At 44.7% G+C, this 19,753-nt stretch carries 22 protein-coding genes and 1 tRNA gene; 11 read left to right on the forward strand and 12 right to left on the reverse strand.

The genetic code is table 11. From position 1 onward, the window contains the following. Nucleotides 1–20: 20 nt before the first annotated feature. The 3 genes from pfkA to cmk form a co-directional block, all read right to left on the reverse strand. Nucleotides 21–1,001 carry a 6-phosphofructokinase gene (pfkA, locus tag QZ327_RS03520; protein WP_294617163.1) on the reverse strand — a complete coding sequence of 327 codons (981 nt, stop codon included), beginning with the start codon at nucleotides 999–1,001 and terminating at the stop codon, nucleotides 21–23. 66 nt (nucleotides 1,002–1,067) lie between these two features. After that, nucleotides 1,068–1,931 (reverse strand): 4-hydroxy-3-methylbut-2-enyl diphosphate reductase, encoded by an 864-nt coding sequence (locus tag QZ327_RS03525; RefSeq protein WP_294617164.1) that lies wholly within the window; start codon nucleotides 1,929–1,931, stop codon nucleotides 1,068–1,070. 10 nt (nucleotides 1,932–1,941) lie between these two features. Next, nucleotides 1,942–2,631 carry a (d)CMP kinase gene (gene cmk / locus QZ327_RS03530; protein WP_294617166.1) on the reverse strand — a complete coding sequence of 230 codons (690 nt, stop codon included), beginning with the start codon at nucleotides 2,629–2,631 and terminating at the stop codon, nucleotides 1,942–1,944. A 257-nt stretch (nucleotides 2,632–2,888) separates the two neighbouring features. Here cmk and QZ327_RS03535 point away from each other — a divergent pair, with 257 nt between their 5' ends. The 9 genes from QZ327_RS03535 to QZ327_RS03575 all read left to right on the forward strand — a co-directional run bounded on the left by QZ327_RS03535 (nucleotide 2,889) and on the right by QZ327_RS03575 (nucleotide 8,857). Beyond that, a complete protein-coding gene (locus QZ327_RS03535) occupies nucleotides 2,889–3,575 on the forward strand; it encodes an energy transducer TonB (RefSeq protein WP_294617167.1) in 687 nt (228 codons plus the stop codon). A gap of 83 nt (nucleotides 3,576–3,658) precedes the next feature. After that, nucleotides 3,659–4,633 (forward strand): polyprenyl synthetase family protein, encoded by a 975-nt coding sequence (locus QZ327_RS03540; RefSeq protein ID WP_294617168.1) that lies wholly within the window; start codon nucleotides 3,659–3,661, stop codon nucleotides 4,631–4,633. 17 nt (nucleotides 4,634–4,650) lie between these two features. Beyond that, a complete protein-coding gene (locus tag QZ327_RS03545; protein WP_294617170.1) occupies nucleotides 4,651–5,361 on the forward strand; it encodes a hypothetical protein in 711 nt (236 codons plus the stop codon). Further along, on the forward strand, nucleotides 5,361–6,140 hold the full coding sequence (locus QZ327_RS03550) for a TatD family hydrolase (protein ID WP_294617234.1): 780 nt from the start codon (nucleotides 5,361–5,363) through the stop codon (nucleotides 6,138–6,140). Before QZ327_RS03545 ends, QZ327_RS03550 begins: the two co-directional genes overlap by 1 nt. Before the next feature lie 162 nt (nucleotides 6,141–6,302). After that, nucleotides 6,303–6,390: transfer RNA gene (locus tag QZ327_RS03555), tRNA-Ser, on the forward strand. 79 nt (nucleotides 6,391–6,469) lie between these two features. After that, complete coding sequence (locus QZ327_RS03560; RefSeq protein ID WP_294617172.1) at nucleotides 6,470–7,276, forward strand: MotA/TolQ/ExbB proton channel family protein; 807 nt, start codon at nucleotides 6,470–6,472, stop codon at nucleotides 7,274–7,276. 5 nt (nucleotides 7,277–7,281) lie between these two features. Next, complete coding sequence (locus QZ327_RS03565; protein WP_294617173.1) at nucleotides 7,282–7,755, forward strand: hypothetical protein; 474 nt, start codon at nucleotides 7,282–7,284, stop codon at nucleotides 7,753–7,755. Between the two features lie 47 nt (nucleotides 7,756–7,802). Then, nucleotides 7,803–8,393, forward strand: coding sequence for a biopolymer transporter ExbD (locus QZ327_RS03570; RefSeq protein ID WP_294617175.1), 591 nt, complete (start codon nucleotides 7,803–7,805; stop codon nucleotides 8,391–8,393). Further along, the gene (locus tag QZ327_RS03575) at nucleotides 8,393–8,857 is read left to right on the forward strand and encodes a biopolymer transporter ExbD (protein WP_294617177.1); all 465 of its coding nucleotides are present in this window, start codon (nucleotides 8,393–8,395) and stop codon (nucleotides 8,855–8,857) included. The genes QZ327_RS03570 and QZ327_RS03575 overlap by 1 nt, the downstream gene beginning before the upstream one ends. 243 nt (nucleotides 8,858–9,100) lie before the next feature. On the opposite strand, the gene QZ327_RS03580 is transcribed toward QZ327_RS03575, so the two are convergent. Beyond that, nucleotides 9,101–9,634, reverse strand: a complete 534-nt coding sequence (locus tag QZ327_RS03580) for a GNAT family N-acetyltransferase (protein ID WP_294617179.1) — start codon at nucleotides 9,632–9,634, stop codon at nucleotides 9,101–9,103. Nucleotides 9,635–9,662: 28 nt separating this feature from the next. After that, complete coding sequence (locus QZ327_RS03585; RefSeq protein WP_294617180.1) at nucleotides 9,663–10,940, reverse strand: IgA Peptidase M64; 1,278 nt, start codon at nucleotides 10,938–10,940, stop codon at nucleotides 9,663–9,665. Between the two features lie 137 nt (nucleotides 10,941–11,077). Here QZ327_RS03585 and QZ327_RS03590 point away from each other — a divergent pair, with 137 nt between their 5' ends. After that, nucleotides 11,078–11,551, forward strand: a complete 474-nt coding sequence (locus tag QZ327_RS03590) for an Lrp/AsnC ligand binding domain-containing protein (RefSeq protein ID WP_294617182.1) — start codon at nucleotides 11,078–11,080, stop codon at nucleotides 11,549–11,551. Between the two features lie 12 nt (nucleotides 11,552–11,563). Here QZ327_RS03590 and QZ327_RS03595 read toward each other — a convergent pair whose 3' ends face one another. The 6 genes from QZ327_RS03595 to QZ327_RS03620 form a co-directional block, all read right to left on the reverse strand. After that, nucleotides 11,564–12,052 carry a dihydrofolate reductase gene (locus QZ327_RS03595; RefSeq protein ID WP_294617184.1) on the reverse strand — a complete coding sequence of 163 codons (489 nt, stop codon included), beginning with the start codon at nucleotides 12,050–12,052 and terminating at the stop codon, nucleotides 11,564–11,566. 51 nt (nucleotides 12,053–12,103) lie between these two features. After that, nucleotides 12,104–12,898, reverse strand: a complete 795-nt coding sequence (locus QZ327_RS03600) for a thymidylate synthase (RefSeq protein ID WP_294617186.1) — start codon at nucleotides 12,896–12,898, stop codon at nucleotides 12,104–12,106. Between the two features lie 156 nt (nucleotides 12,899–13,054). Beyond that, the gene (gene cls / locus QZ327_RS03605) at nucleotides 13,055–14,275 is read right to left on the reverse strand and encodes a cardiolipin synthase (protein WP_294617236.1); all 1,221 of its coding nucleotides are present in this window, start codon (nucleotides 14,273–14,275) and stop codon (nucleotides 13,055–13,057) included. A 979-nt stretch (nucleotides 14,276–15,254) separates the two neighbouring features. Then, nucleotides 15,255–15,581: a DUF5056 domain-containing protein gene (locus tag QZ327_RS03610; RefSeq protein ID WP_294617187.1), complete on the reverse strand. Its 327-nt coding sequence runs from the start codon at nucleotides 15,579–15,581 to the stop codon at nucleotides 15,255–15,257. After that, a complete protein-coding gene (locus tag QZ327_RS03615) occupies nucleotides 15,565–16,113 on the reverse strand; it encodes a sigma-70 family RNA polymerase sigma factor (protein ID WP_294617188.1) in 549 nt (182 codons plus the stop codon). Before QZ327_RS03615 ends, QZ327_RS03610 begins: the two co-directional genes overlap by 17 nt. Continuing rightward, nucleotides 16,110–16,829 (reverse strand): DUF6249 domain-containing protein, encoded by a 720-nt coding sequence (locus QZ327_RS03620; RefSeq protein WP_294617190.1) that lies wholly within the window; start codon nucleotides 16,827–16,829, stop codon nucleotides 16,110–16,112. The genes QZ327_RS03615 and QZ327_RS03620 overlap by 4 nt, the downstream gene beginning before the upstream one ends. Nucleotides 16,830–16,981: 152 nt before the next feature. Between QZ327_RS03620 and QZ327_RS03625 the strand changes: the two genes are divergently transcribed. Beyond that, nucleotides 16,982–18,460, forward strand: coding sequence for an rRNA cytosine-C5-methyltransferase (locus QZ327_RS03625; protein WP_294617192.1), 1,479 nt, complete (start codon nucleotides 16,982–16,984; stop codon nucleotides 18,458–18,460). Nucleotides 18,461–18,466: 6 nt separating this feature from the next. Here the strand turns inward: QZ327_RS03625 and QZ327_RS03630 are convergent, their stop codons facing one another. Further along, nucleotides 18,467–19,696 (reverse strand): TolC family protein, encoded by a 1,230-nt coding sequence (locus tag QZ327_RS03630; protein ID WP_294617194.1) that lies wholly within the window; start codon nucleotides 19,694–19,696, stop codon nucleotides 18,467–18,469. Nucleotides 19,697–19,753: the final 57 nt, after the last annotated feature.

Consider the following 19,753-nt stretch of genomic DNA (forward strand, 5'->3'; position numbering starts at 1 on the left):
TTTATTTTATTGCATTTCAATTAGATAGAAAGCGCTCTCAATACATTTACCAAATCTTTCTTGATAGGCTTGTCGTTTTTGATAGCTTTTGTGAAAGGCACATAAACCACTTCGTCATGGTCTATACCAATCATTACGTTACGCTGTCCTTCCATGATAGCATCGATTGCAGCTGCGCCTAAACGGCTGGCAAGAATACGATCGTGTGCCGTGGGACTGCCGCCGCGTTGCAGGTGTCCGAGGATGGTAACACGTACATCATATTGGGGATATTCGTTTTTTACACGTTCCGCATAGTGCATCGCTCCACCGGTCAGTTCGCTTTCGGCAACAAGTACGATGCTGCTGTTCTTGGATTTGCGAAAACCGTTCTTGATGAATTCTTCCAATTGGTCAACTTCCGTACTGAATTCCGGAATAATAGCAGCTTCTGCTCCGGATGCGATAGCACCGTTTAAGGCAAGGAATCCGGCATCACGTCCCATAACTTCAACGAAGAAAAGACGTTCGTGAGAAGTAGCGGTATCACGAATCTTGTCTACGGCATCCAAAATTGTATTTAAAGCGGTGTCATAACCGATAGTAGTGTCTGTTCCGTAAAGGTCGTTGTCAATAGTTCCCGGCAAACCGATACAAGGTACATCAAATTCCTGCGCAAAGATACGTGCACCTGTCAGAGAACCGTCTCCGCCAATAATGACCAAGGCATCAATACCTTCCTTTTTCATGTTATCGTATGCGATTTGACGTCCTTCGGGAGTCGTAAACTCTTTACAGCGCGCTGTTTTCAAGATAGTACCGCCCAGTTGGATGATGTTACTTACATTTTGGCTTTTGAATTCTTTAATTTCACCGGTCACTAATCCTTTATAACCTCTATATATACCTTTTACTTGAAGTCCATTGTAAATAGCTGTACGTGTCACCGCACGAATTGCTGCATTCATTCCCGGAGCGTCACCGCCCGATGTTAAAATACCGATACACTTAATTGTTCCCATAACAATCTCCTTATTTAGTATTAATAATTGCCTTAAAAAACTGTTGGCAAAGATAACAAAAGCTTTTTAAATCCGTGATTTTATAGCTTTGGATATTTCTTCCATTAACCATTTGGGGGTGGAAGTCGCTCCACATACGCCAATGGACTCTGCATCAATGAGTAATTGACTGTCTATTTCCTCTGCACTGTCAATAAAATGTGAGTTGGGATTTACCTTTTTACATTCGTTGAACAGAATTTTTCCATTGGAACTTTTCTTGCCACTGACAAAAAATACCAAATCGTGTGACGCCGCGAATTTTCGGATATTTGGAATACGGTTGGCCACTTGCCGGCATATTGTGTCATAATATTCGAAAGTGACATCCGAAGATATATGCTCTTTTATATATTCCACAATCTTTTGGAACTCATCCAACGATTTGGTAGTTTGGGAATAGAGACGTATACTTTTGCTGAAATCCAATGACTTGGCTTCTTCCGGGTTCTCTATAACGATTGCTTCTCCTGTGGTTTGTCCTACCAGTCCTAAAACTTCGGCGTGCCCGTTCTTTCCGTAGATGACGATTTGTTTCTCTTCATCATCTTCTTGGGTATATTCCTGTTTTATTTTTTTTTGTAAGCGGAGAACTACCGGACAGGTGGCATCAATGATTTCGATGTTGTTACGTCTGGCTGTTACATAGGTTTCTGGCGGTTCGCCATGTGCCCGTAATAATACTTTAACATTGTGCAAATGGTTGAATTCCTCATGGTTGATAGTAATGAGTCCCATTGCTTTCAAACGTTCCACTTCACGACTATTGTGCACAATGTCTCCCAAGCAGTATAATGTTCCACCTTTGGATAACTCTTCTTCTGCTTTATTGATTGCGGTAACTACTCCGAAGCAGAAACCGGAACCTTCATCTATTTCCACTTTTGTCATATTGTTAGGGCTATGCTTTGCAAACCTTGTCAAACTGTTCCGCCAGCCATGCTTTTTGTTGGGAAATAGTCATGTCGCTGTTATCCAATAGCAACGCATCATCAGCTTTGCGGAGTGGACTGACTTCTCTGTTTTGGTCTATATAATCCCGTTGTTTTACATTTTTCAGGATTTCATCGAATCCGGCTTCCTCTCCTTTGGCTTTTAATTCATCGTATCTGCGCTGTGCGCGTATTTCGGGAGAAGCTGTTACAAAAATCTTGAGTTCGGCATCCGGAAATACTGTCGTGCCGATATCTCGGCCATCCATTACAATACCTTTGGCTTTTCCCATTGCCTGTTGTTGGGCTACCATTGCTTCACGTACGAAGTCTAAGGCGGCAATGGGGCTGACATGAGAAGACACTTCCATAGTGCGGATTTTCTTTTCTACATTAATGCCGTTCAAGTAGGTTTCAGGGCATCCGGTTTCCGGGTTCAACTGGAAGGATACATGAATATCCTTGATTTGCTGTTTTAATTTTTCCGTATTGATGTTGTTTCCTGTGAATATGCCGTTCTCCATACTATATAAGGTGACGGCACGATACATGGCTCCACTATCTATGTAAATATAGCCTATTTCGCGGGCAAGGTCTTTGGCCATAGTGCTTTTTCCACATGAGGAAAAACCATCGATTGCGATTGTTATCTTTTTCATTTGAAATGATTTTATATAGCATAATTCTTCCTGACAGGAAAAAATAGATGTCTCATTTAAAATTCTTGCCAAAGATACGGTATTTTTAAAATATCTCGTTACATTTGTGGCACAAATGCTGATGAAGGTATTTGAAGGATTAAAAAAACGAAAATGTACTGCTTATTGTGTGAAAAAACACAGTTAAGCAAGAACAATCATGGGAAAAGTACTATATTTGCCCCAAGTGAGAAACACTAATAATTATAGTATAAATTATGGAAATTAAAAAGACACCTAAGGCAGACTTGGAGAACAAAAAGTCGACTTGGCTGCTTGTCGGTTACGTGATTGTGCTCGCGTTTATGTTCGTTGCATTCGAATGGACAAAGCGTGATATCAAGATTGATACGAGCCAAGCTATTACCGACCTTGTATTTGAAGAAGAAATTATTCCGATTACGGAACAACCCGAACAAGTAGCTCCACCGCCTCCTGAAGCTCCTTCTATCGCAGAAACATTGACTATTGTAGATGATGATGCCGATGTGGAAGAAACAACGATTGCTACATCCGAGGAGACTAATCAGGCAGTAGAAATTAAGTATGTTCCTGTAGTCGTTGAAGAAGAAGAACCGGAAGAACAGGAAATCTTCGAGGTAGTGGAACAGATGCCGGAGTTCCCGAATGGTGGTATGGCAGGTTTGATGCAGTATCTTGGTAAAAACATTAAATATCCTACTATCGCTCAGGAAAACGGAACTCAAGGACGTGTAACGGTGCAGTTCGTTGTTAACAAAGACGGTAGTATTGTAGATGCTAAGGTGCTTAGAGGTGTTGATCCGTATTTGGATAAAGAAGCTATCCGCGTGATTAGTTCAATGCCGAAATGGAAACCGGGTATGCAGCGTGGTAAGGCAGTGCGTGTTAAATATACGGTGCCTGTAATGTTCCGATTGCAGTAATAAAATTATTTATAGCGTAAGGAGGCTGCTTTTAGGCAGCCTCCTTTTTTATTTTTTTTGCGACTTCTAATATTAAAATATTTATGTTTACAGCTTCCGAACTTCTCAAAAAAATAAATTCTCATATTGCGGATTTACAGTTTGTTCGTAATCCGAAAGGTTTGTATGATCCTGTTACTTACGTTTTGTCCATGGGTGGAAAAAGACTTCGTCCTGTACTGATGATGATGGCTTATAATCTTTATAAAGAAAATGTTGAGTCTGTGTTTTCACCGGCAACAGGTATTGAAGTGTATCATAATTATACATTGTTGCACGACGACTTAATGGATCGTGCGGATAAACGTCGTGGAAAGGCGACCGTACATAAAGTGTGGAATGACAATACGGCTATCCTTTCGGGTGATGCAATGTTGGTGCTGGCTTATCAGTTTATGGCGCAGTGTCCGGTGGAGCATTTGAAAGAGGTAATGGCGTTGTTTAGCCTGACTGCACTCGAGATTTGTGAGGGGCAGCAAATGGATATGGAGTTTGAGCAACGAAATGATGTGAAAGAGGAGGAATATTTGGAGATGATTCGTTTAAAAACATCTGTGTTGTTGGCGGCAAGTCTGAAGATTGGAGCACTGTTGGGAGGGGCTTCTGCAGATGATGCGGAGTGTTTGTATGATTTTGGAATGAATATGGGAGTCGCTTTTCAACTGAAGGATGATTTGTTGGATGTATATGGCGATGCTGTTGTCTTTGGAAAAAATATCGGGGGAGATATTCTGTGCAATAAGAAAACTTATATGTTGATTAAGGCCTTAGAACATGCAGACAAGGAGCAGTTAAGTCGATTGGAACATTGGATAAACGTGGTGGATTTCAATCCGGCTGAGAAGGTTATGGCTGTAACTGATTTGTATAATCAAATAGGGGTTAAAAAACTTTGTGAGAACAAAATAATGGAGTATAGCGATAAAGCGATGGATAGTCTAAGGGCTGTGAATGTAACAAATGAAAAGAAAAGAGAATTTGATAAGCTTATAAAAGAATTAATGTACCGGGAAGTATAATTTTTATCCAATTAGAAATGCCTTATAGGAGATTGCCAAATACAGACCAAGCAAGAATACGAGCGTTGAAAGCCGTTGTTGTGAAAGGTGATATATATGATGTTTATGATTTAGCGGTGTCTTTAAAGACACTTACGGATGCCCGGAATTTTTTGGTGAAATTTGAAGCTGCTCAGGCGTATTATGCAGAGTGTTTCGGGCGTCAGGCGAAAGCAGGGCGTAAACATCAGTCAAATGTAAAGATTGCCCGTCTTTACATATCGCATTTTATTCAAGTCTTGAATTTGGCTGTAATCCGTTCGGAAGTACGTACCGCTCATAAGGAGTATTACGGTTTGGATATGAAAAATAATAATGTACCGGATTTATCTACAGAGGTTGCTCTTGCGGAGTGGGGACGTAAAATTATCGATGGCGAGAATAAACGTATTTCTCAAGGCGGAATACCTATTTATAACCCTACCATTGCTAAAGTTAGGGTTCATTATGACATTTTCATGGAGAGTTATGAGAAGCAAAAGAATTTCCAGGTTTTAACAGCCCGTAGTTTGGAGGTTCTTGCTTCGATGCGTGCTGAAGCTGACGGTTTGATTCTGGACATTTGGAATCAGGTAGAGCAAAAGTATGTAGGAATTATGCCGAATGAGAAACGTTTGGATTTGTGTCGGGATTATGGTTTGGTTTATTATTACCGTGCCGGTGAAAAGGAAAAAAAAGAGATAGCATGATGAAATTAGTTGACTCACATTCCCATCTTTTCCTGGAAGATTTTCAGGTTGATTTGCCGCAGGTGATGATGCGCGCCCAAATGGCGGGGGTTACCCATATTTTTATGCCTAATATTGATAGTACTACCATAGAGCCTATGCTTCGTGTTTGTTCGCAATATAAAGGTTATTGTTTTCCTATGATAGGGTTGCATCCGACTTCCGTAAATGCCGGTTTTAAGGAGGAATTGGCAATTGTGTCCGAACATTTGGCAAAACCGAATGATTATGTGGCGATTGGTGAAATAGGGATGGACCTTTATTGGGATAAGACTTTCTTGAAAGAACAACAGTTGGTTTTTCAACGACAGATAGAATGGGCACTGGAGTATGAATTACCTATAGTGATTCATTGCCGGGAGGCATTTGATTACATATACGATATATTAAAGCAGTATAAGGCATCTTCTTTAAAGGGAATTTTCCATAGCTTTACAGGAACGTTGGATGAAGCTCTTCATGTATTGGAGTTTTCTAATTTCTCTATTGGCATTAACGGTGTGGTTACATTTAAAAAGTCGAATTTGCCGGAAGTTTTGCAAGTTGTTCCTTTGGAACGGATTGTTCTTGAGACAGATTCGCCCTATCTTACCCCTGTGCCAAATAGAGGGAAGAGAAACGAGAGTGCCAATATAAAGGATACTCTGTTAAAAGTGGCCGAAATATATGGAAAAACGCCCGAAGAAGTAGGGTGTATGACTTCTGAAAATGCCTTAAAAGTGTTTGGAATACTCAAATAACATTCCAGAGATTTTAAAGTTTATTAATTTTGAGATTTTATTGAGGATAAAACTTTGAGAATGCTGTGGAAGAACAAAAAAAAGAATACATTTGTAGCTGAAAACGCTTGTGGTTCGCATTTTTTTTGTAATTTGCACCCCGATTTCAAGTAGGTGTTGATTGGAGAGATGCTCGAGTGGTTGAAGAGGCACGCCTGGAAAGCGTGTATACTCCTAAAGGGTATCCGGGGTTCGAATCCCCGTCTCTCCGCAAGTCTTAATATAAGAGAAAAACAATAAATAAACATAATAAGTAATTTAATTAATTAATCTTAAAAATTAGACACACAATGAAAAAGTTATTTGCAATTGTTGCTGTGATGGGAGCCTTGACATTTGGCTCAACTCAACTTGCTCAGGCTCAAGATGCTCCTGCAGCTGAACAAACAGAACAAGCTGCTCCTGCAGCACAAGAAGCTCCTGCTGAGGCTGCTCCTGCTGTTGTAGCTGAAGAAGGTGGTATTCACAAAGAATTGAAAACAAAGTTTATTGAAGGTACTGCATCTTTCATGAGTTTGGTAGCTATCGCATTGGTTATCGGTCTCGCATTCTGTATCGAACGTATCATCTATTTGAGTTTAGCTGAAATCAACACTAAGAAGTTCATGGCTGCTATTGAAGCTGCTTTGGAAAAAGGTGATGTTGAAGCTGCTAAAGACATCGCACGTAACACAAGAGGACCTATTGCTTCTATCTATTATCAAGGCTTGATGAGAATTGATCAAGGTATTGATGTAGTAGAAAAATCAGTAGTTTCTTACGGTGGTGTACAAGCTGGTTACTTGGAAAAAGGTTGTTCTTGGATTACACTGTTCATCGCAATGTCTCCGTCTTTGGGATTTATGGGTACTGTAATCGGTATGGTGCAGGCATTCGATAAGATTCAGCAGGTAGGTGATATCTCTCCGACAGTTGTAGCAGGTGGTATGAAGGTTGCCTTGATTACTACTATCTTCGGTTTGATTGCTGCTTTGGTTCTGCAGGTGTTCTACAACTATATCCTTTCTAAGATTGAAGCTTTGACCAGCGAAATGGAAGATTCTTCTATCTCATTGTTGGATATGGTTATCAAATATGACTTGAAATACAAAAAATAATCAAAATGGCTAAGTTATCTTATAAAATATCATACTATGTACTGTATGCCTTATTTGCTGCTATTATAGTAGTATTGGGTCTCTTCTTCTTTGGTGGAGATGCTCAGGGTGATGCAGTATTGATGGGGGTTGACCCGGAAATGTGGCAGCCTGCTTATACTGATGCCTTGCTTTATTTGAACTATGCTTTCTTTGCAATTGTTTCAGTTGCTGCGGTTGTCAGTTTCTTCCATTTCTTGGTTAGTAATCCGAAAGCTTCCATGGGTTCTCTGTATGTGTTGGCTGGTTCAATTATCATACTTGCTATCACATGGTTCATGGGTAGCCCTGAAAAGTTGGAGATTATCAGTTATGAAGGTTCAGACAATGTAGGTTTCTGGGCACAGGCTACTGATATGTTCCTTTATTCTCTTTATACACTCTTCGTTGTTGCCGTTGTGTGCATGCTGTTGGGTGGTATCAAGAAAAAATTGTCATAATAACGTAAAGGTTTGTCTGTACAACCTTTAAATAAAAGAAAAGAAAAATGGCAAAAGGAAAAAGAAAATGCCCTGAAGTTAACTCAAGTTCTACAGCGGATATCGCATTTTTGTTGTTGATCTTCTTCTTGATTACGACATCTATGGATACTGACCGTGGTTTGGCAAGACGTTTGCCGCCGCCACCGGAACAGAATCAACAGAATGATGATATCAAGTTGAAAGAGCGCAATGTGTTGCAGGTCTTCCTGAACATGCACGACCAGTTGATGTGCGGAAATGACTATATCACTACTGAACAGTTACGTGCTAAAGCAAAAGAATTTATTGCCAATCCGTATAATGATGAAAACAAACCGGAGAAATATGCGAAAGATATTACTTTCTTTGGTAACATGATGATTACGGAAAAGCATGTTATTTCTTTGCGTTGCGACCGTGGCTCTTCATACAAAGCATATCTTGCTGTACAAAATGAGTTGGTTGCAGCTTACAATGAACTGCGTGATGAATTGGCTCAAGAAAAATGGCAAAAGAATTATGCTGATTTGAATAGTGAGCAACAAAAAGCAATTCGTGATATTTATCCTCAGAAGATTTCTGAGGCAGAACCTAAAAAATACGGAGATAAGAAGTAATGGGAAAATTTAATAAGACTGGTAAAAAAGAGATGCCGGCGTTGAACACTTCTTCTCTGCCTGACCTTATCTTCACCTTGTTGTTCTTCTTTATGATTGTAACAACTATGCGTGAGGTAACATTAAAGGTTGAGTTTAAGGTTCCGCAAGCAACAGAGTTGGAAAAACTTGAAAAGAAGTCTTTGGTTACGTTTATCTATGTAGGAAAACCTACTGCTGAATTCCGTAAGAAATTAGGTAATGAAAGCCGTATCCAGTTGAACGACAGTTATGCTGAAGTTGCTGCAATCCAAGACTATATTATTGGTGAACGTGCCAGTATGAAGGAAGAGGATCAGCCGCAAATGACAGTATCTTTGAAAGTTGACCAAGATACCAAAATGGGTATTGTAACAGATATCAAAGAGGCTCTTCGTAAAGCTTATGCATTGAAAATTAACTACTCTGCGCAATCACGTCAGTAAAAGTTAGTTAGACTATATAATAAAGGTCGCTTGTTTGTAAAACAGGCGACCTTTATTGTTCTATAAGGATTATTGTTAGGGGATATTCCTGAAATAATATTTAATAAAAATGAGAGAAGACTTGATTGAGACTTTGCACAAAAAAACAAGGGAAAAGCTTACGGAAAGTAAAACTTTTCTCTTGATTTATGAGAGAGATACATTTATGAAATATCCCTTGTTAGGAGAGCGTCCTTGTGTTGTTTATTTGGTATTATATACTTCTCGGTAGATGCATTCTTTTACCTGTTCAAAATCTTTCTCGCATTCCAAGTTTCCATAAGCCATTAATCGCATGGGAAGATAGTTGTCTCCTGCCTTATAAGGCGGTTGCATATATGGTTTTTCCCATAAGTTGAAACCATTCCGTTTGTAGAAATTGATGCGGCGTATTGCTATCTCCTCTTCGGGTATTTCAACTTCTAAGACAATGGGCTTATTTATCTGCCGGCATAGGTGGTATAAGACATTTTTGCCATGACCGCCGTTGCGCTGGGATGGGGCGATGGCAAAATGTTCCACATAATAAAAATGCCCGAAGTCCCAATATGTGATAAGACCGATTGGGTTCTTTTGCTGAAGAATGATATTACAATGAAAATGCGGTTTGTTGTCCGTATAATTGCGTAATTCTTCCAATGAACGGTATTCTTCAGCGGGAAAGGAATCAGTCATTAACTGTTCCATATAGTTGTAGAGGGCTGTATCCTTAGTTGTGATACGTTGGAATTTAATCATAAGTTGTTTTTTTAAGATTTGGCTTTTATTATTCAGTATAAAACTCTATAATTCTATGGAGAGCACGTTGGCATACCGGGCAGAAAGTCGGATACTCATTCGTCCGCATACGGCAATTGTCTGCCGGGCGGAAAATACCTTTTGCCGAATAACCGCCTCCCTCATATACTCCCGTTGGATATTTCTCACTGGCACCTGTCGGAGTAGGAATAGGAGTGTTCGGGGCAAGCATATCTTTCCATTTGGATGCGAAGTCCACTTGCGTACTGATGTTCTGTTCCCACGGCTCTACATTCAGTGGATAAGTATCTGTCATCACATCATTGTCGTAGAAATACTCATCGGCAAGTCCGCCGAAACTATGTCCGAATTCATGTGCCACTACCGGTTGGAACATCGGGTGATGGGCTGTAGTGAGGGTATATGCGTTGTAGATGCCCCCGCCGCCATATTCTTCCGTATTGGCTAATATGATAATATGTTCATAAGGTATACCTGCTAAGGCATCATGAACCGCTTTTACGCGCGATGTGGTTAAGTAGCGGTCGGAATAGAACGTGCTGAAATGCGAACTGAAAGCGGTATGTTTCCACTCGTTCAATCTTGGTACGCTGACTCCGCTGTCTATGGAAGGGCTGGCTACGGCCACGATGTTAAACCGCTTCTTCATGGATTTGAAAGGTTCGTATGAAAATATGCTTTCACAGGCAATGGCGGCATCTTCATAAAACGTCTGCATCTCCTGAAGCGTATATCCTTCTGCGAGAATAGCAACATCAATACACTTTTCCGAATCTCCGTTTTGCAGCAGGTACTTGTGCGGAGTGATGTGCGATATTCCTTTTTGTGCTATTAACACATCATCCGGATGTACGATGTGCTTCATTGATGTACGGACATTACGCCGTGGGTCGAACAGCATTATTTCTATCTCAACCGGTTGTAGCGGGTAGGGAAGAAGAAATGTGTTTTCAAATCCTTTGGTCACATTTTGAGCCTCGTCCGTTTCCAGCCATTCCTGGAAAAGAGAGGAAAAAGATGTGGTATAAACAATTCTTCCGCTGCTTTTGTCGCGCATTACAATCCGGCCGTTGCCTTGCAATGGAAGTTCCGGCAGGTGATGCTTTCTTCCTGCCCATCCGGGAAGAGAAGATAATCCGTCCAGGCAGATAGCCTGTTTGGATGCATTGCCGTTAAAGATGTAATCAACCCGAAGAGTTTTATCTGCAAAATAATCGGCGAAAACCTGTGCGTAAACGGGTGAGATAACTATCAAACAGAGTAAGAATAAGATATGCTTTTTCATGTCCATTATAATTTAATCATTTTACAAATATACGACTTTTGGCTGTATTATCCGGTATAAAAAATAGCTAACTTTGCACATTGCCGTAGCGATATACGGTGAAATAATTCATTTAATTAATTATTGAGAGATTAGAAATGGGACATCATCAATTGGATACTTTAGACGAGCAGATATTGCAGTTGATTGCCGATAATGCGCGTATTCCTTTCCTTGAAGTAGCCAGAGCCTGCAATGTATCCGGGGCTGCTATCCATCAGCGTATTCAGAAACTGACCAATTTAGGAATATTGAAAGGGTCGGAATATGTCATAGATCCGGAAAAGATAGGGTATGAGACTTGTGCGTATATCGGGATTTATTTGAAAGACCCTGCAACTTTCGATGCCGTGACAAAAGCCTTGGAGGCTATTCCTGAGATTGTGGAATGCCACTTCACTACCGGCAAATACGATATGTTTATCAAGCTGTATGCACGGAACAATCATCACTTGCTGAGCATTATTCACGATAAGTTGCAGCCGTTGGGGTTGTCGCGCACGGAAACGCTGATTTCATTCCACGAAGCCATTAAGCGTCAGATGCCGATAGTGTTGGACGATGAAGAATAACAATTCTACCGGCTATCGGCGGATATAATCGACAAAAGCATAAGGGCAGGGATGCTTCTCGTCTATCGGATGGGAATCCCTGCTTTTTTCCTGCCATATATCCAGGTCCACTTCCGGAAAGTAGGCATCAACTTGAGGAGCTTCGGCATCTATTTCCGTAAGGCAGAGCGCGTCTGCCAGAGGCAATGCTTGGCGATAGACACTGGCTCCGCCTATGATATAGACCTGTTCGTCCTCTGTACAGTTTTCCAACGCTTTCTCCAGAGAGGGAAAAACTTCCGCTCCCGGACATCGGGTGTCACGTTGGGTAGACAAGACAATGTTGCGCCGGTTCGGCAAAGCCCCTTTGGGGAGCGATTCGAATGTCTTTCGTCCCATGACGATGGTATTTCCGGTGGTAAGCATTTTGAAGCGCTTCAGGTCGTTGGGAAGCCAAAACAATAATTTGTTCTCATAACCGATGCCCATGTGGCGGTCTACTGCGGCGATAATGCTAATCATATCTGTTCTATATCCGGGTTCTGTTGATGTTCGTTGACAAAAAGAAACTCTTTATACCGAAACTTTTCCGGCAATATGCGGATGCGGGTCATAACCGGTCAATTCGAAGTCCTCATACTTGAAGTCGAAAATGCTTTTTACATCCGGATTTATCTTCATCTGCGGCAATGCCCGCGGTTCGCGGCCCAGTTGGAGCTTCACTTGCTCCAGATGGTTCAGATAGATATGCGCATCCCCCAGCGTGTGTACAAAATCTCCCGCTTTCAGCCCCGTAACCTGTGCCGCCATTTGCAGAAGCAGTGCGTACGATGCGATGTTGAAAGGCACTCCCAGGAAGATATCCGCACTTCGCTGATAAAGTTGCAGGCTGAGCAGTCCGTCGGCGACATAGAACTGAAAGAAAGCGTGGCAGGGAGGCAGGTTCATGCTCTCCAAATCACCCACGTTCCAGGCGCTGACTATGATACGGCGCGAATCGGGGTTATGCTTGATGGTCTCTATCGCTTCACTTATCTGGTCGATGCTTCCGCCTTTGTAATCCGGCCACGAGCGCCATTGGTAGCCGTAGATATGTCCAAGGTCTCCATGTTCATCGGCCCATTCGTTCCAAATGCGTACTCCGTTTTCTTGCAGGTACTTTACATTCGTATCGCCTTTCAGGAACCATAGCAGTTCGTGGATAATGGATTTTAAATGAAGTTTCTTGGTTGTCAGGCAGGGGAAACCCTCGTCCATATTGAAACGCATCTGATGTCCGAACAGGCTGATGGTTCCGGTTCCGGTGCGGTCACTTTTTTCTATGCCTTCAGTCAACACACGGTTGAGCAAGTCTAAATATTGTTTCATGTATTACTTGTTAAAAGCTTTGCCAATTAAAAGCCTTGCCAAAGGTAGGCAAAGTTTTCAGAATATTAAGAGCCTGTTTTCAATATTCCTCTGAAAATGCAAAGCAAAATTTAAACAGGTTCCGTTGATTAAAATGAAAAAACGGCGTGAACAGCCCTACAGGAAGGGAGTCAGCAAGTTTCCAACCCAACCGACAAACTTCTTCCAGCCGGAACGTTGCTTCCATATTTCGGGAGTGAGCAAGGTGCTGTTCTGCTTGTCCCTCTCGAACATGCCGTTCAGTTGGTTCGTTGTCGACGGATCGAAGATGAACGCATTGGTTTCATAATCGTAGCGCAGGCTTCGGCTGTTGAGATTTGCCGTGCCTACCGTACAGAAGGTACTGTCCACCATCATTACTTTTGAATGGTGGAATCCGCCTTTGAACAAGTATATTTTGGCTCCCCGTTTCATCAGTTTGTGCACGATGTGGAATGAGGCTTCGGGAGTAAAAGGGATATCCGACACTTCCGGTATCATTATCTCCACTTTCGTCCCCTTCTTCAATGCTTTCTTGATGGCTTTGCGAATGGATTTCGTCGGTACGAAATAGGGATTTACTATCTGGATGTTTTTTTGGGCGGCTTCTATTGAAGCGGCGTAGGCATGGCTGATGGAGCGGGGCGTTTCCTTCGGGGTACGGTCCACTATGGCAATCTCTTCGCTCACGCTGTCCGGATATTGGGGCAGTTTGGGGAAGTATGCCGGTCCGCCTATGTGTTGTCCCGTTTCCCGGTTCCACATTGTCAGGAAGATGCCTTGCAGATAGCGCACTGCGTCTCCCTCTATGCGCATGTGTATGTCGTGCCATTTGCCGATTTTGGGCAGCCCGTTGATGTAATAGTCGGCAATGTTCATGCCGCCCGTATAGCCGGTTTTCCCGTCGATGACAACGATTTTGCGGTGGTCGCGGTGCATGGCGTGGTTGATATAAGGAAAGGTGAACGGGTCGAATTTCACTATTTCGATGCCGCGCTCCTTTATCGCTTGCAAGTGGCGTTTCTTTAACGGTTGGTTATTGGACCAGTTGCCGAACGCATCGAACATGGCACGCACTTCCACGCCCTCTTTTGCTTTTTCCGCCAGCAAGTCGAAAAGGGTATTGGCGATGGAGTCGTTGCGGAAGTTGAAATATTCCAGATGGATGTGGTGCCGGGCATGCCGGATAGCCTCGAACAGATTGATAAACTTCTCGCGGCCGGTCATCAGCAGCTCGATTTTATTGTTGTAGGTCAGCGGTATTCCCATCTCCTGCATGTAACTCATTACAAGCGAGTCGCTGCCGCTTTGCGCCCGGACGCTTCCAATAAAAGATGTAAATAGTATGATGAATAAAATCCGTCTCAAAACTTTGCGGGTTTATTAGGTTTTTATTTGGTCCGCAAATATACGATATATCATTGAGATATACTCATCGGTTTATAAAAAAATAGGGGATATTGCCCCTCCGGCTTCCTTTAAATGCACAAGCCATGTATCAGAATGACAATTTGTATTTTCCAACTCCGCAGAATCGCCTGTTTCCGTCCCGATGTGCTGTCGGTCGGGAAAAACGAAACGGAAAACGCTTATCTTGTACATACTCAATCCGATAGCGAAATTCTTACAAACCAACCGGCGCGGAAAAACGCCGGAAATGCCCTGCGCGGGTATCCCGTTTCACGGATGCAGGCGTCTGAGACGAGAAACATTAGTGTCTGTCACGAGAAACATTAATGTCTATTGCGAGAAACACTACTGTCTATCGCGACAGACATTAACATCTATCGACAGAAATGCCCGCATCCGACAACGGAAAAGCCTGAAATCTGCATAAACAGCGCATTTTTATCGGAAGAAGTGGCATATCTATCCGCACTTTATACAAGCCGCCGTTATTCCGGCAGAAAGAGGGAAGAAGGGGAGTAAGCGAAAAGGCGCTTCCGCCGTCTTTTTGTCATGAAAAACGGCAAAAACGGAACAGGGAAAGTTACGGCAGAATGAATGCCTTATAAATGAAAGAACCGTAGGATATTGCACGCTTCTTTCGTTTCAAGATTGTCCGTCTGAGGGGGGATATAGATGCCTGGTGACAGATATGTAGATGCCTGGCGATGGATATGCAGAAGCCTGGTGACGGATATATCTATCCCTCGTGACAGAACTATATGCCCCCGCGACGAAGAGGGTGTGTCGAAACTCTTTTATTAACCAAATTACTCCTGTCACAGATATCTATGGCAGGGGTAATTTGTGTATTTGAGGTGTTTCGGCACACTCTCCCGTCAAGGCAGTGAAAATGCCGGAGAAAGTATCGCACGGGACGTGCAGGCAAGCGTTAAGCCAACGAACATATCTTGCGATAGAGCAGGAAGAGCAATACGATGCCTGCCGTCAGCAAGGATTTGGGGTCGAGTTCCGCCACTCCGCTTTGGGCGGCAGCGGTAAACGTTTCACGAAGCGTGCCCAGCACCAGCTGCAATCCGTTGAAGACAACGAACAGCACCAGCGCCAATGTGAAGCAAAACGCAACCCATATTTGTGAAATCCATAGGGTGCGGTCGGGCAGGTGGCGCATCACGCGGCGGGTGAAGCCGTTGTCAGGTATTTCCTGCCGGTGTCCGGCAAAGAAATCGACCAAGAGTTTATCATCGTTTTCCATCATAACCATTTTGTTTTAAGTAGGTAGCCATTTTTTCTTTAGCCCGCGACAAGTGGCTTTTTACAGTCCCTGTGGGGCAACCGGTGATGCCTGCAATCTTCTCTATGCTCTGGTCTTCCATGTAGAAGAGCGTGATGCAGGTTCGTTCCGGCTCTTTCAGCATGCCCAGCGCACGGTAAATGTCCATGTGCCGCCCGATGTCGTTTTGCTGTGTGCTGCATTGGGCGTCCACTTGGCACGCTTCCAGGCTGTCCGTCTCTTTGCGGCTACGAAGGTAATCATAAAATACATTATAAGCAATGCGATAGAGCCAAGTGGAGAAGCTGGACAGGTTTTTGAAAGATGCCAGGCTGGTGTATGCTTTAATGAAAGTATCTTGTGCCAGGTCGTCGCTCAATTCGTTGTCGCCGCAGGTCAGGTGCAGAAAAAAGCGCCGTATGGGCGACTGGTATTTTCTTACCAGTTGGTCGAAGGCCCCGGTGTTGCGAAACACCACGACCTGTGCGACCAACGATATGTCATTGAGCCGGCTCATTTTTCTTCATCCTTCTGCTTGCGGTCGGCGATTTCTATGCTGCCTATCTTCACGCTCCGTTTCCTGTTTTCCTTGTCATTCTCTATGCGGATGAAAGGGTTTCCGTCCTTGCTTTGCTGCATGTAGTAGATGATAATCTGTCCGAATCCGGTGAACATGATAAGCAGTCCGATGCAGCCGACGCCGAAATGCCCGGTTATTGCCCACAAGAAGATGAACAACCCGATGCCGGTAAATACGTTTTTGACTCCTTTGCTGCGGGTATCCGTCAGGTCGGTTTCTTTAAACAGGTTTTCCGGCAGCGGCTGTCCGCTTGCCAATGCCTGTTCCATCAGGCGGTATTTGGCTTTCCGGTTCTTATAGCGGAAGAAGAACACGATGAATATGACCACCAGCGGCAGGCCGAAGACGGAAACGATGGCTGTAACGGCAATAAGCATTTCGCGGGTGTAATGCCCTGTGTTCCAGTTGAAATCATAGGCATTGCTGTGATACTCGCCGTCATTGCCGCTTTCAGCGTCGTGGATTGTTCCTCTTTCGTAAGTAGTGACGCTGAGTGTGTCCGTAGCGGCTTTTCCGTCAATCGTGGTGTCTCTCAGTTCTATAACCCTTTTGACGTTTCCCAGGCTGTCGTTTTCCGTAACGGTTCTGTTCTTTCCCTGTGCCAATGCGCATAGCATAATGGCGGCTGTCAATGCAAAGATAATGCATTTCATAATAGTGCTATTTTTGTTTTTATTAGTTTCTTTGTGTGTTAGACGTAACCGGTTGTCCGGAAAGTTGCAAAGAGACGATATTTTTTTTAGAATAGCTACTGTCCGCCGCAAAATATTTGCATTATCTTTGCCGGCATAAAACAGTACGACGCATGGAATTACCCGCTTCTTTCATTGACCACACCCGCGCCCTTTTGGGAGAAGGGGATTATGGGAAATTGCTGACCTCTTTGAACTCGGAGCAGCCTGTCAGCATCCGGCTGAACCCGATGAAACCTTTCGCTTTCCGCTTCGGGGAGCGTGCGGTTCCGTGGTGCGGTTCCGGTTTTTACCTGCAAGGCCGCCCTACATTTACGTTCGATCCGCTGTTCCATGCAGGTTGTTATTACGTGCAGGAAGCCTCGTCCATGTTTGTGGAGCAGGCCTTGAGGCGATATGTGGGCAAGGAGCCGGTAGTGATGCTCGACCTTTGTGCCGCTCCGGGCGGAAAGTCGACGCATCTGCGGAGCCTTCTTCCCGAGGACAGTTTGCTGGTGGCTAATGAAGTCATCCGCAACCGCTCCCAGATACTTGCCGAGAACCTGACGAAGTGGGGGCATCCCGATGTGGTGGTTTCCAATAGCGACCCGTCGGACTTTGCACGGCTGGAAGAGTTCTTCGATGTGATATTGACGGATGTGCCCTGCTCTGGCGAGGGCATGTTCCGTAAAGACCCTGTTGCCGTAAGCGAGTGGAGCCCGGAGAATGTGGAAATCTGTTGGCAACGGCAGCGCAGAATCATTTCGGACATCTGGCCTTGCCTGAAACCGGGCGGCATACTGATATACAGCACCTGTACGTATAATACGAAGGAAAATGAGGAGAACATCCGTTGGATAAGGGATGAATACGGTGCTGCGGTCCTTCCGCTTGATGTTGCGGAAGACTGGCACATAACGGGCAACTTGTTGCCGGGAGAGTGCTTTCCCGTCTACCGTTTCCTGCCCTATAAGACCAGGGGAGAGGGGTTCTTCCTGGCTGTTCTTCAAAAGCCGGGGATGAGTGTCCGCGGCTCCGGAGACAGACCGCTCTTTCTTCAGGGCAAAGCTTCCGCCTTCCCCGTGTTCGGCGGAGAAAACTCCGGTGGAAAGGGAAAGAAAGCTCGGGGGAAAGGAGGGCAACCCTCGGGGCTTGCCAAAGAGCAGCTTGCGGCATTGCGGCAATGGGTGTCGGATGCGGACAAGTATGAGTTTATTCAGAAAGATGGCAGCGTCAGCGTTTTTCCAAAGTGTTATCTGGCCGAACTGTCGGCATTGCAACCGTCATTGCGCATTGTGCAGGCAGGGGTGGAGATTGCCGGGCAGAAGGGCAAGGACTGGGTGCCCGGCCACGCCCTGGCAGTGAGCCGGGTGCTGGCGCCGGAAGCCTTTCCACGCGTGGAAATATCTTACGAACAGGCGATTGCCTATTTACGGAAAGAGGCTGTCATCCTTTCGGATGCAGCCCCTCGTGGAGTCGTTCTGCTCACGTATAAGAATATTCCGCTCGGCTTTGTCAAGAATATCGGCAACCGTGCCAACAATCTTTATCCGCAGGAGTGGCGTATCCGCAGCGGCTATTTGCCGGAGACGGTGGTGATGGTTGGCGGCTGATTGCAATCAAAGCTCGTTCTTATAAATCCGCGCCATTGCTTTCTGGTACCGGTTCTCCAGTTGCAGAAGATTTGTTTGGCTTTGGTAGACCACCGAGACTTCCACAAAATACTCTATCATGCTGATTTGTCCGCCCACAAGCGCCTGCTTCAGCAAGGTCAGGTCCTGTTGGTTCTGAAAAGCCTGTCTGTATTCCTGCATGGAGGCATCCAGGTTGCAGGCTTCTTCGTAGAGTTGCCACAACTCGGCGCTTGCTTTTACCCTTGCATCGTCTTTTTGGAAATCGACGTTCATGGCTTGCGCTTTGGCCATCTTCACTTTTCCCTTATTGGCAAATAGCGGGAATGAGAACCCTACGACCATCCCGTTCAACGGATGTCCCGACTCTGTATTGCGGCGATAGCCTAACTCCAGTTTGGGCAGCCAACCCTGCCTGCTTGCCGAAATGAGTTTGCGGGCAGCGGCGCTCTCATTGTCGAGCGACTGCAGGGAAGGGTCGGCGGCAAGCTGCTCGCTGCACACCCGGCTGAAATCGGCAGGTAACGGAACCGACGGATAGTCCGTCAGCCCCAGGGCTTTGGCGGTAGGCGTTGCCGGTCCTTCGGGAGAGGGGCGTCCGGCAGTCAGAGGTTGGTTGCCGTTAAGTACCAGTAACTCTTTAATCTTGTTGGTTAGTGCCGCACGGTTCATGCGCGCTTCGGTGCGTACGTTCAGCAGCTCCAGGTTGATTTTGTTTGTTTCCAGCACGCCGGCGTCTCCCGTTGCCAGCCTTTTGGTGTATAGGGCGCCCAGCTCCTCTGCATTCTTCAGCCGTGTGTCGAGCAATGCTTGTTGTTGGTGCAGCATGATGATGTCCAGGCATACCTCTTTGGCTTGCAGCAATATCTGCCGCCGTGTGGCGGCTGCCTGTGCATCCAAAGCTCCGGTGCGGAGACGGTTCATTTTTCCCCTTGTCACGTACAGGGTGGGGAAATCGAAACTTTGTGAAACCACCATTTCCCCTACGGTTTCATCGCTGTTTTTAGAGTCCCAAAGGTGGGCGTACGAGAGTGTAGGGTCCGGCAGGTTGTTCTCTGCCTTGTTCTCTAATTTCTGTGAAGAGATAAGTTGGGCGTTTGCTTGCAACTCCTTGTTGTTCGTCTCTATCAGGCGAAGCACGGAGCCGATACTTGATTCTTGTGCCTTCATCCCCATACAGGCGAGGAGAGCGGCGGTGCATATAAATAGATGTTTCATATATAGGCTGTTGTTAAGTTATTGGTTTACCGTCATGGCGGAGGATGTCCGCCCGGG

This window comes from uncultured Bacteroides sp., from assembly GCF_910578895.1.
Taxonomy (GTDB): Bacteria; Bacteroidota; Bacteroidia; order Bacteroidales; family Bacteroidaceae; genus Bacteroides.

Coding starts and splice junctions, on each gene's coding strand:
- pfkA (WP_294617163.1), bottom strand. CDS start 1,001: ATGGGAACAATTAAGTGTATCGGTATTTTAACATCGGGCGGTGACGCT.
- QZ327_RS03600 (WP_294617186.1), bottom strand. CDS start 12,898: ATGAAACAATATTTAGACTTGCTCAACCGTGTGTTGACTGAAGGCATA.
- QZ327_RS03610 (WP_294617187.1), bottom strand. CDS start 15,581: ATGATGGAAAACGATGATAAACTCTTGGTCGATTTCTTTGCCGGACAC.
- QZ327_RS03560 (WP_294617172.1), top strand. CDS start 6,470: ATGAAAAAGTTATTTGCAATTGTTGCTGTGATGGGAGCCTTGACATTT.
- QZ327_RS03540 (WP_294617168.1), top strand. CDS start 3,659: ATGTTTACAGCTTCCGAACTTCTCAAAAAAATAAATTCTCATATTGCG.
- QZ327_RS03585 (WP_294617180.1), bottom strand. CDS start 10,940: ATGAAAAAGCATATCTTATTCTTACTCTGTTTGATAGTTATCTCACCC.
- QZ327_RS03625 (WP_294617192.1), top strand. CDS start 16,982: ATGGAATTACCCGCTTCTTTCATTGACCACACCCGCGCCCTTTTGGGA.
- QZ327_RS03590 (WP_294617182.1), top strand. CDS start 11,078: ATGGGACATCATCAATTGGATACTTTAGACGAGCAGATATTGCAGTTG.
- QZ327_RS03535 (WP_294617167.1), top strand. CDS start 2,889: ATGGAAATTAAAAAGACACCTAAGGCAGACTTGGAGAACAAAAAGTCG.
- QZ327_RS03545 (WP_294617170.1), top strand. CDS start 4,651: ATGCCTTATAGGAGATTGCCAAATACAGACCAAGCAAGAATACGAGCG.
- QZ327_RS03615 (WP_294617188.1), bottom strand. CDS start 16,113: ATGAGCCGGCTCAATGACATATCGTTGGTCGCACAGGTCGTGGTGTTT.
- QZ327_RS03580 (WP_294617179.1), bottom strand. CDS start 9,634: ATGATTAAATTCCAACGTATCACAACTAAGGATACAGCCCTCTACAAC.
- QZ327_RS03575 (WP_294617177.1), top strand. CDS start 8,393: ATGGGAAAATTTAATAAGACTGGTAAAAAAGAGATGCCGGCGTTGAAC.
- QZ327_RS03620 (WP_294617190.1), bottom strand. CDS start 16,829: ATGAAATGCATTATCTTTGCATTGACAGCCGCCATTATGCTATGCGCA.
- cmk (WP_294617166.1), bottom strand. CDS start 2,631: ATGAAAAAGATAACAATCGCAATCGATGGTTTTTCCTCATGTGGAAAA.
- QZ327_RS03525 (WP_294617164.1), bottom strand. CDS start 1,931: ATGACAAAAGTGGAAATAGATGAAGGTTCCGGTTTCTGCTTCGGAGTA.
- QZ327_RS03630 (WP_294617194.1), bottom strand. CDS start 19,696: ATGAAACATCTATTTATATGCACCGCCGCTCTCCTCGCCTGTATGGGG.
- QZ327_RS03570 (WP_294617175.1), top strand. CDS start 7,803: ATGGCAAAAGGAAAAAGAAAATGCCCTGAAGTTAACTCAAGTTCTACA.
- QZ327_RS03595 (WP_294617184.1), bottom strand. CDS start 12,052: ATGATTAGCATTATCGCCGCAGTAGACCGCCACATGGGCATCGGTTAT.
- QZ327_RS03550 (WP_294617234.1), top strand. CDS start 5,361: ATGAAATTAGTTGACTCACATTCCCATCTTTTCCTGGAAGATTTTCAG.
- QZ327_RS03565 (WP_294617173.1), top strand. CDS start 7,282: ATGGCTAAGTTATCTTATAAAATATCATACTATGTACTGTATGCCTTA.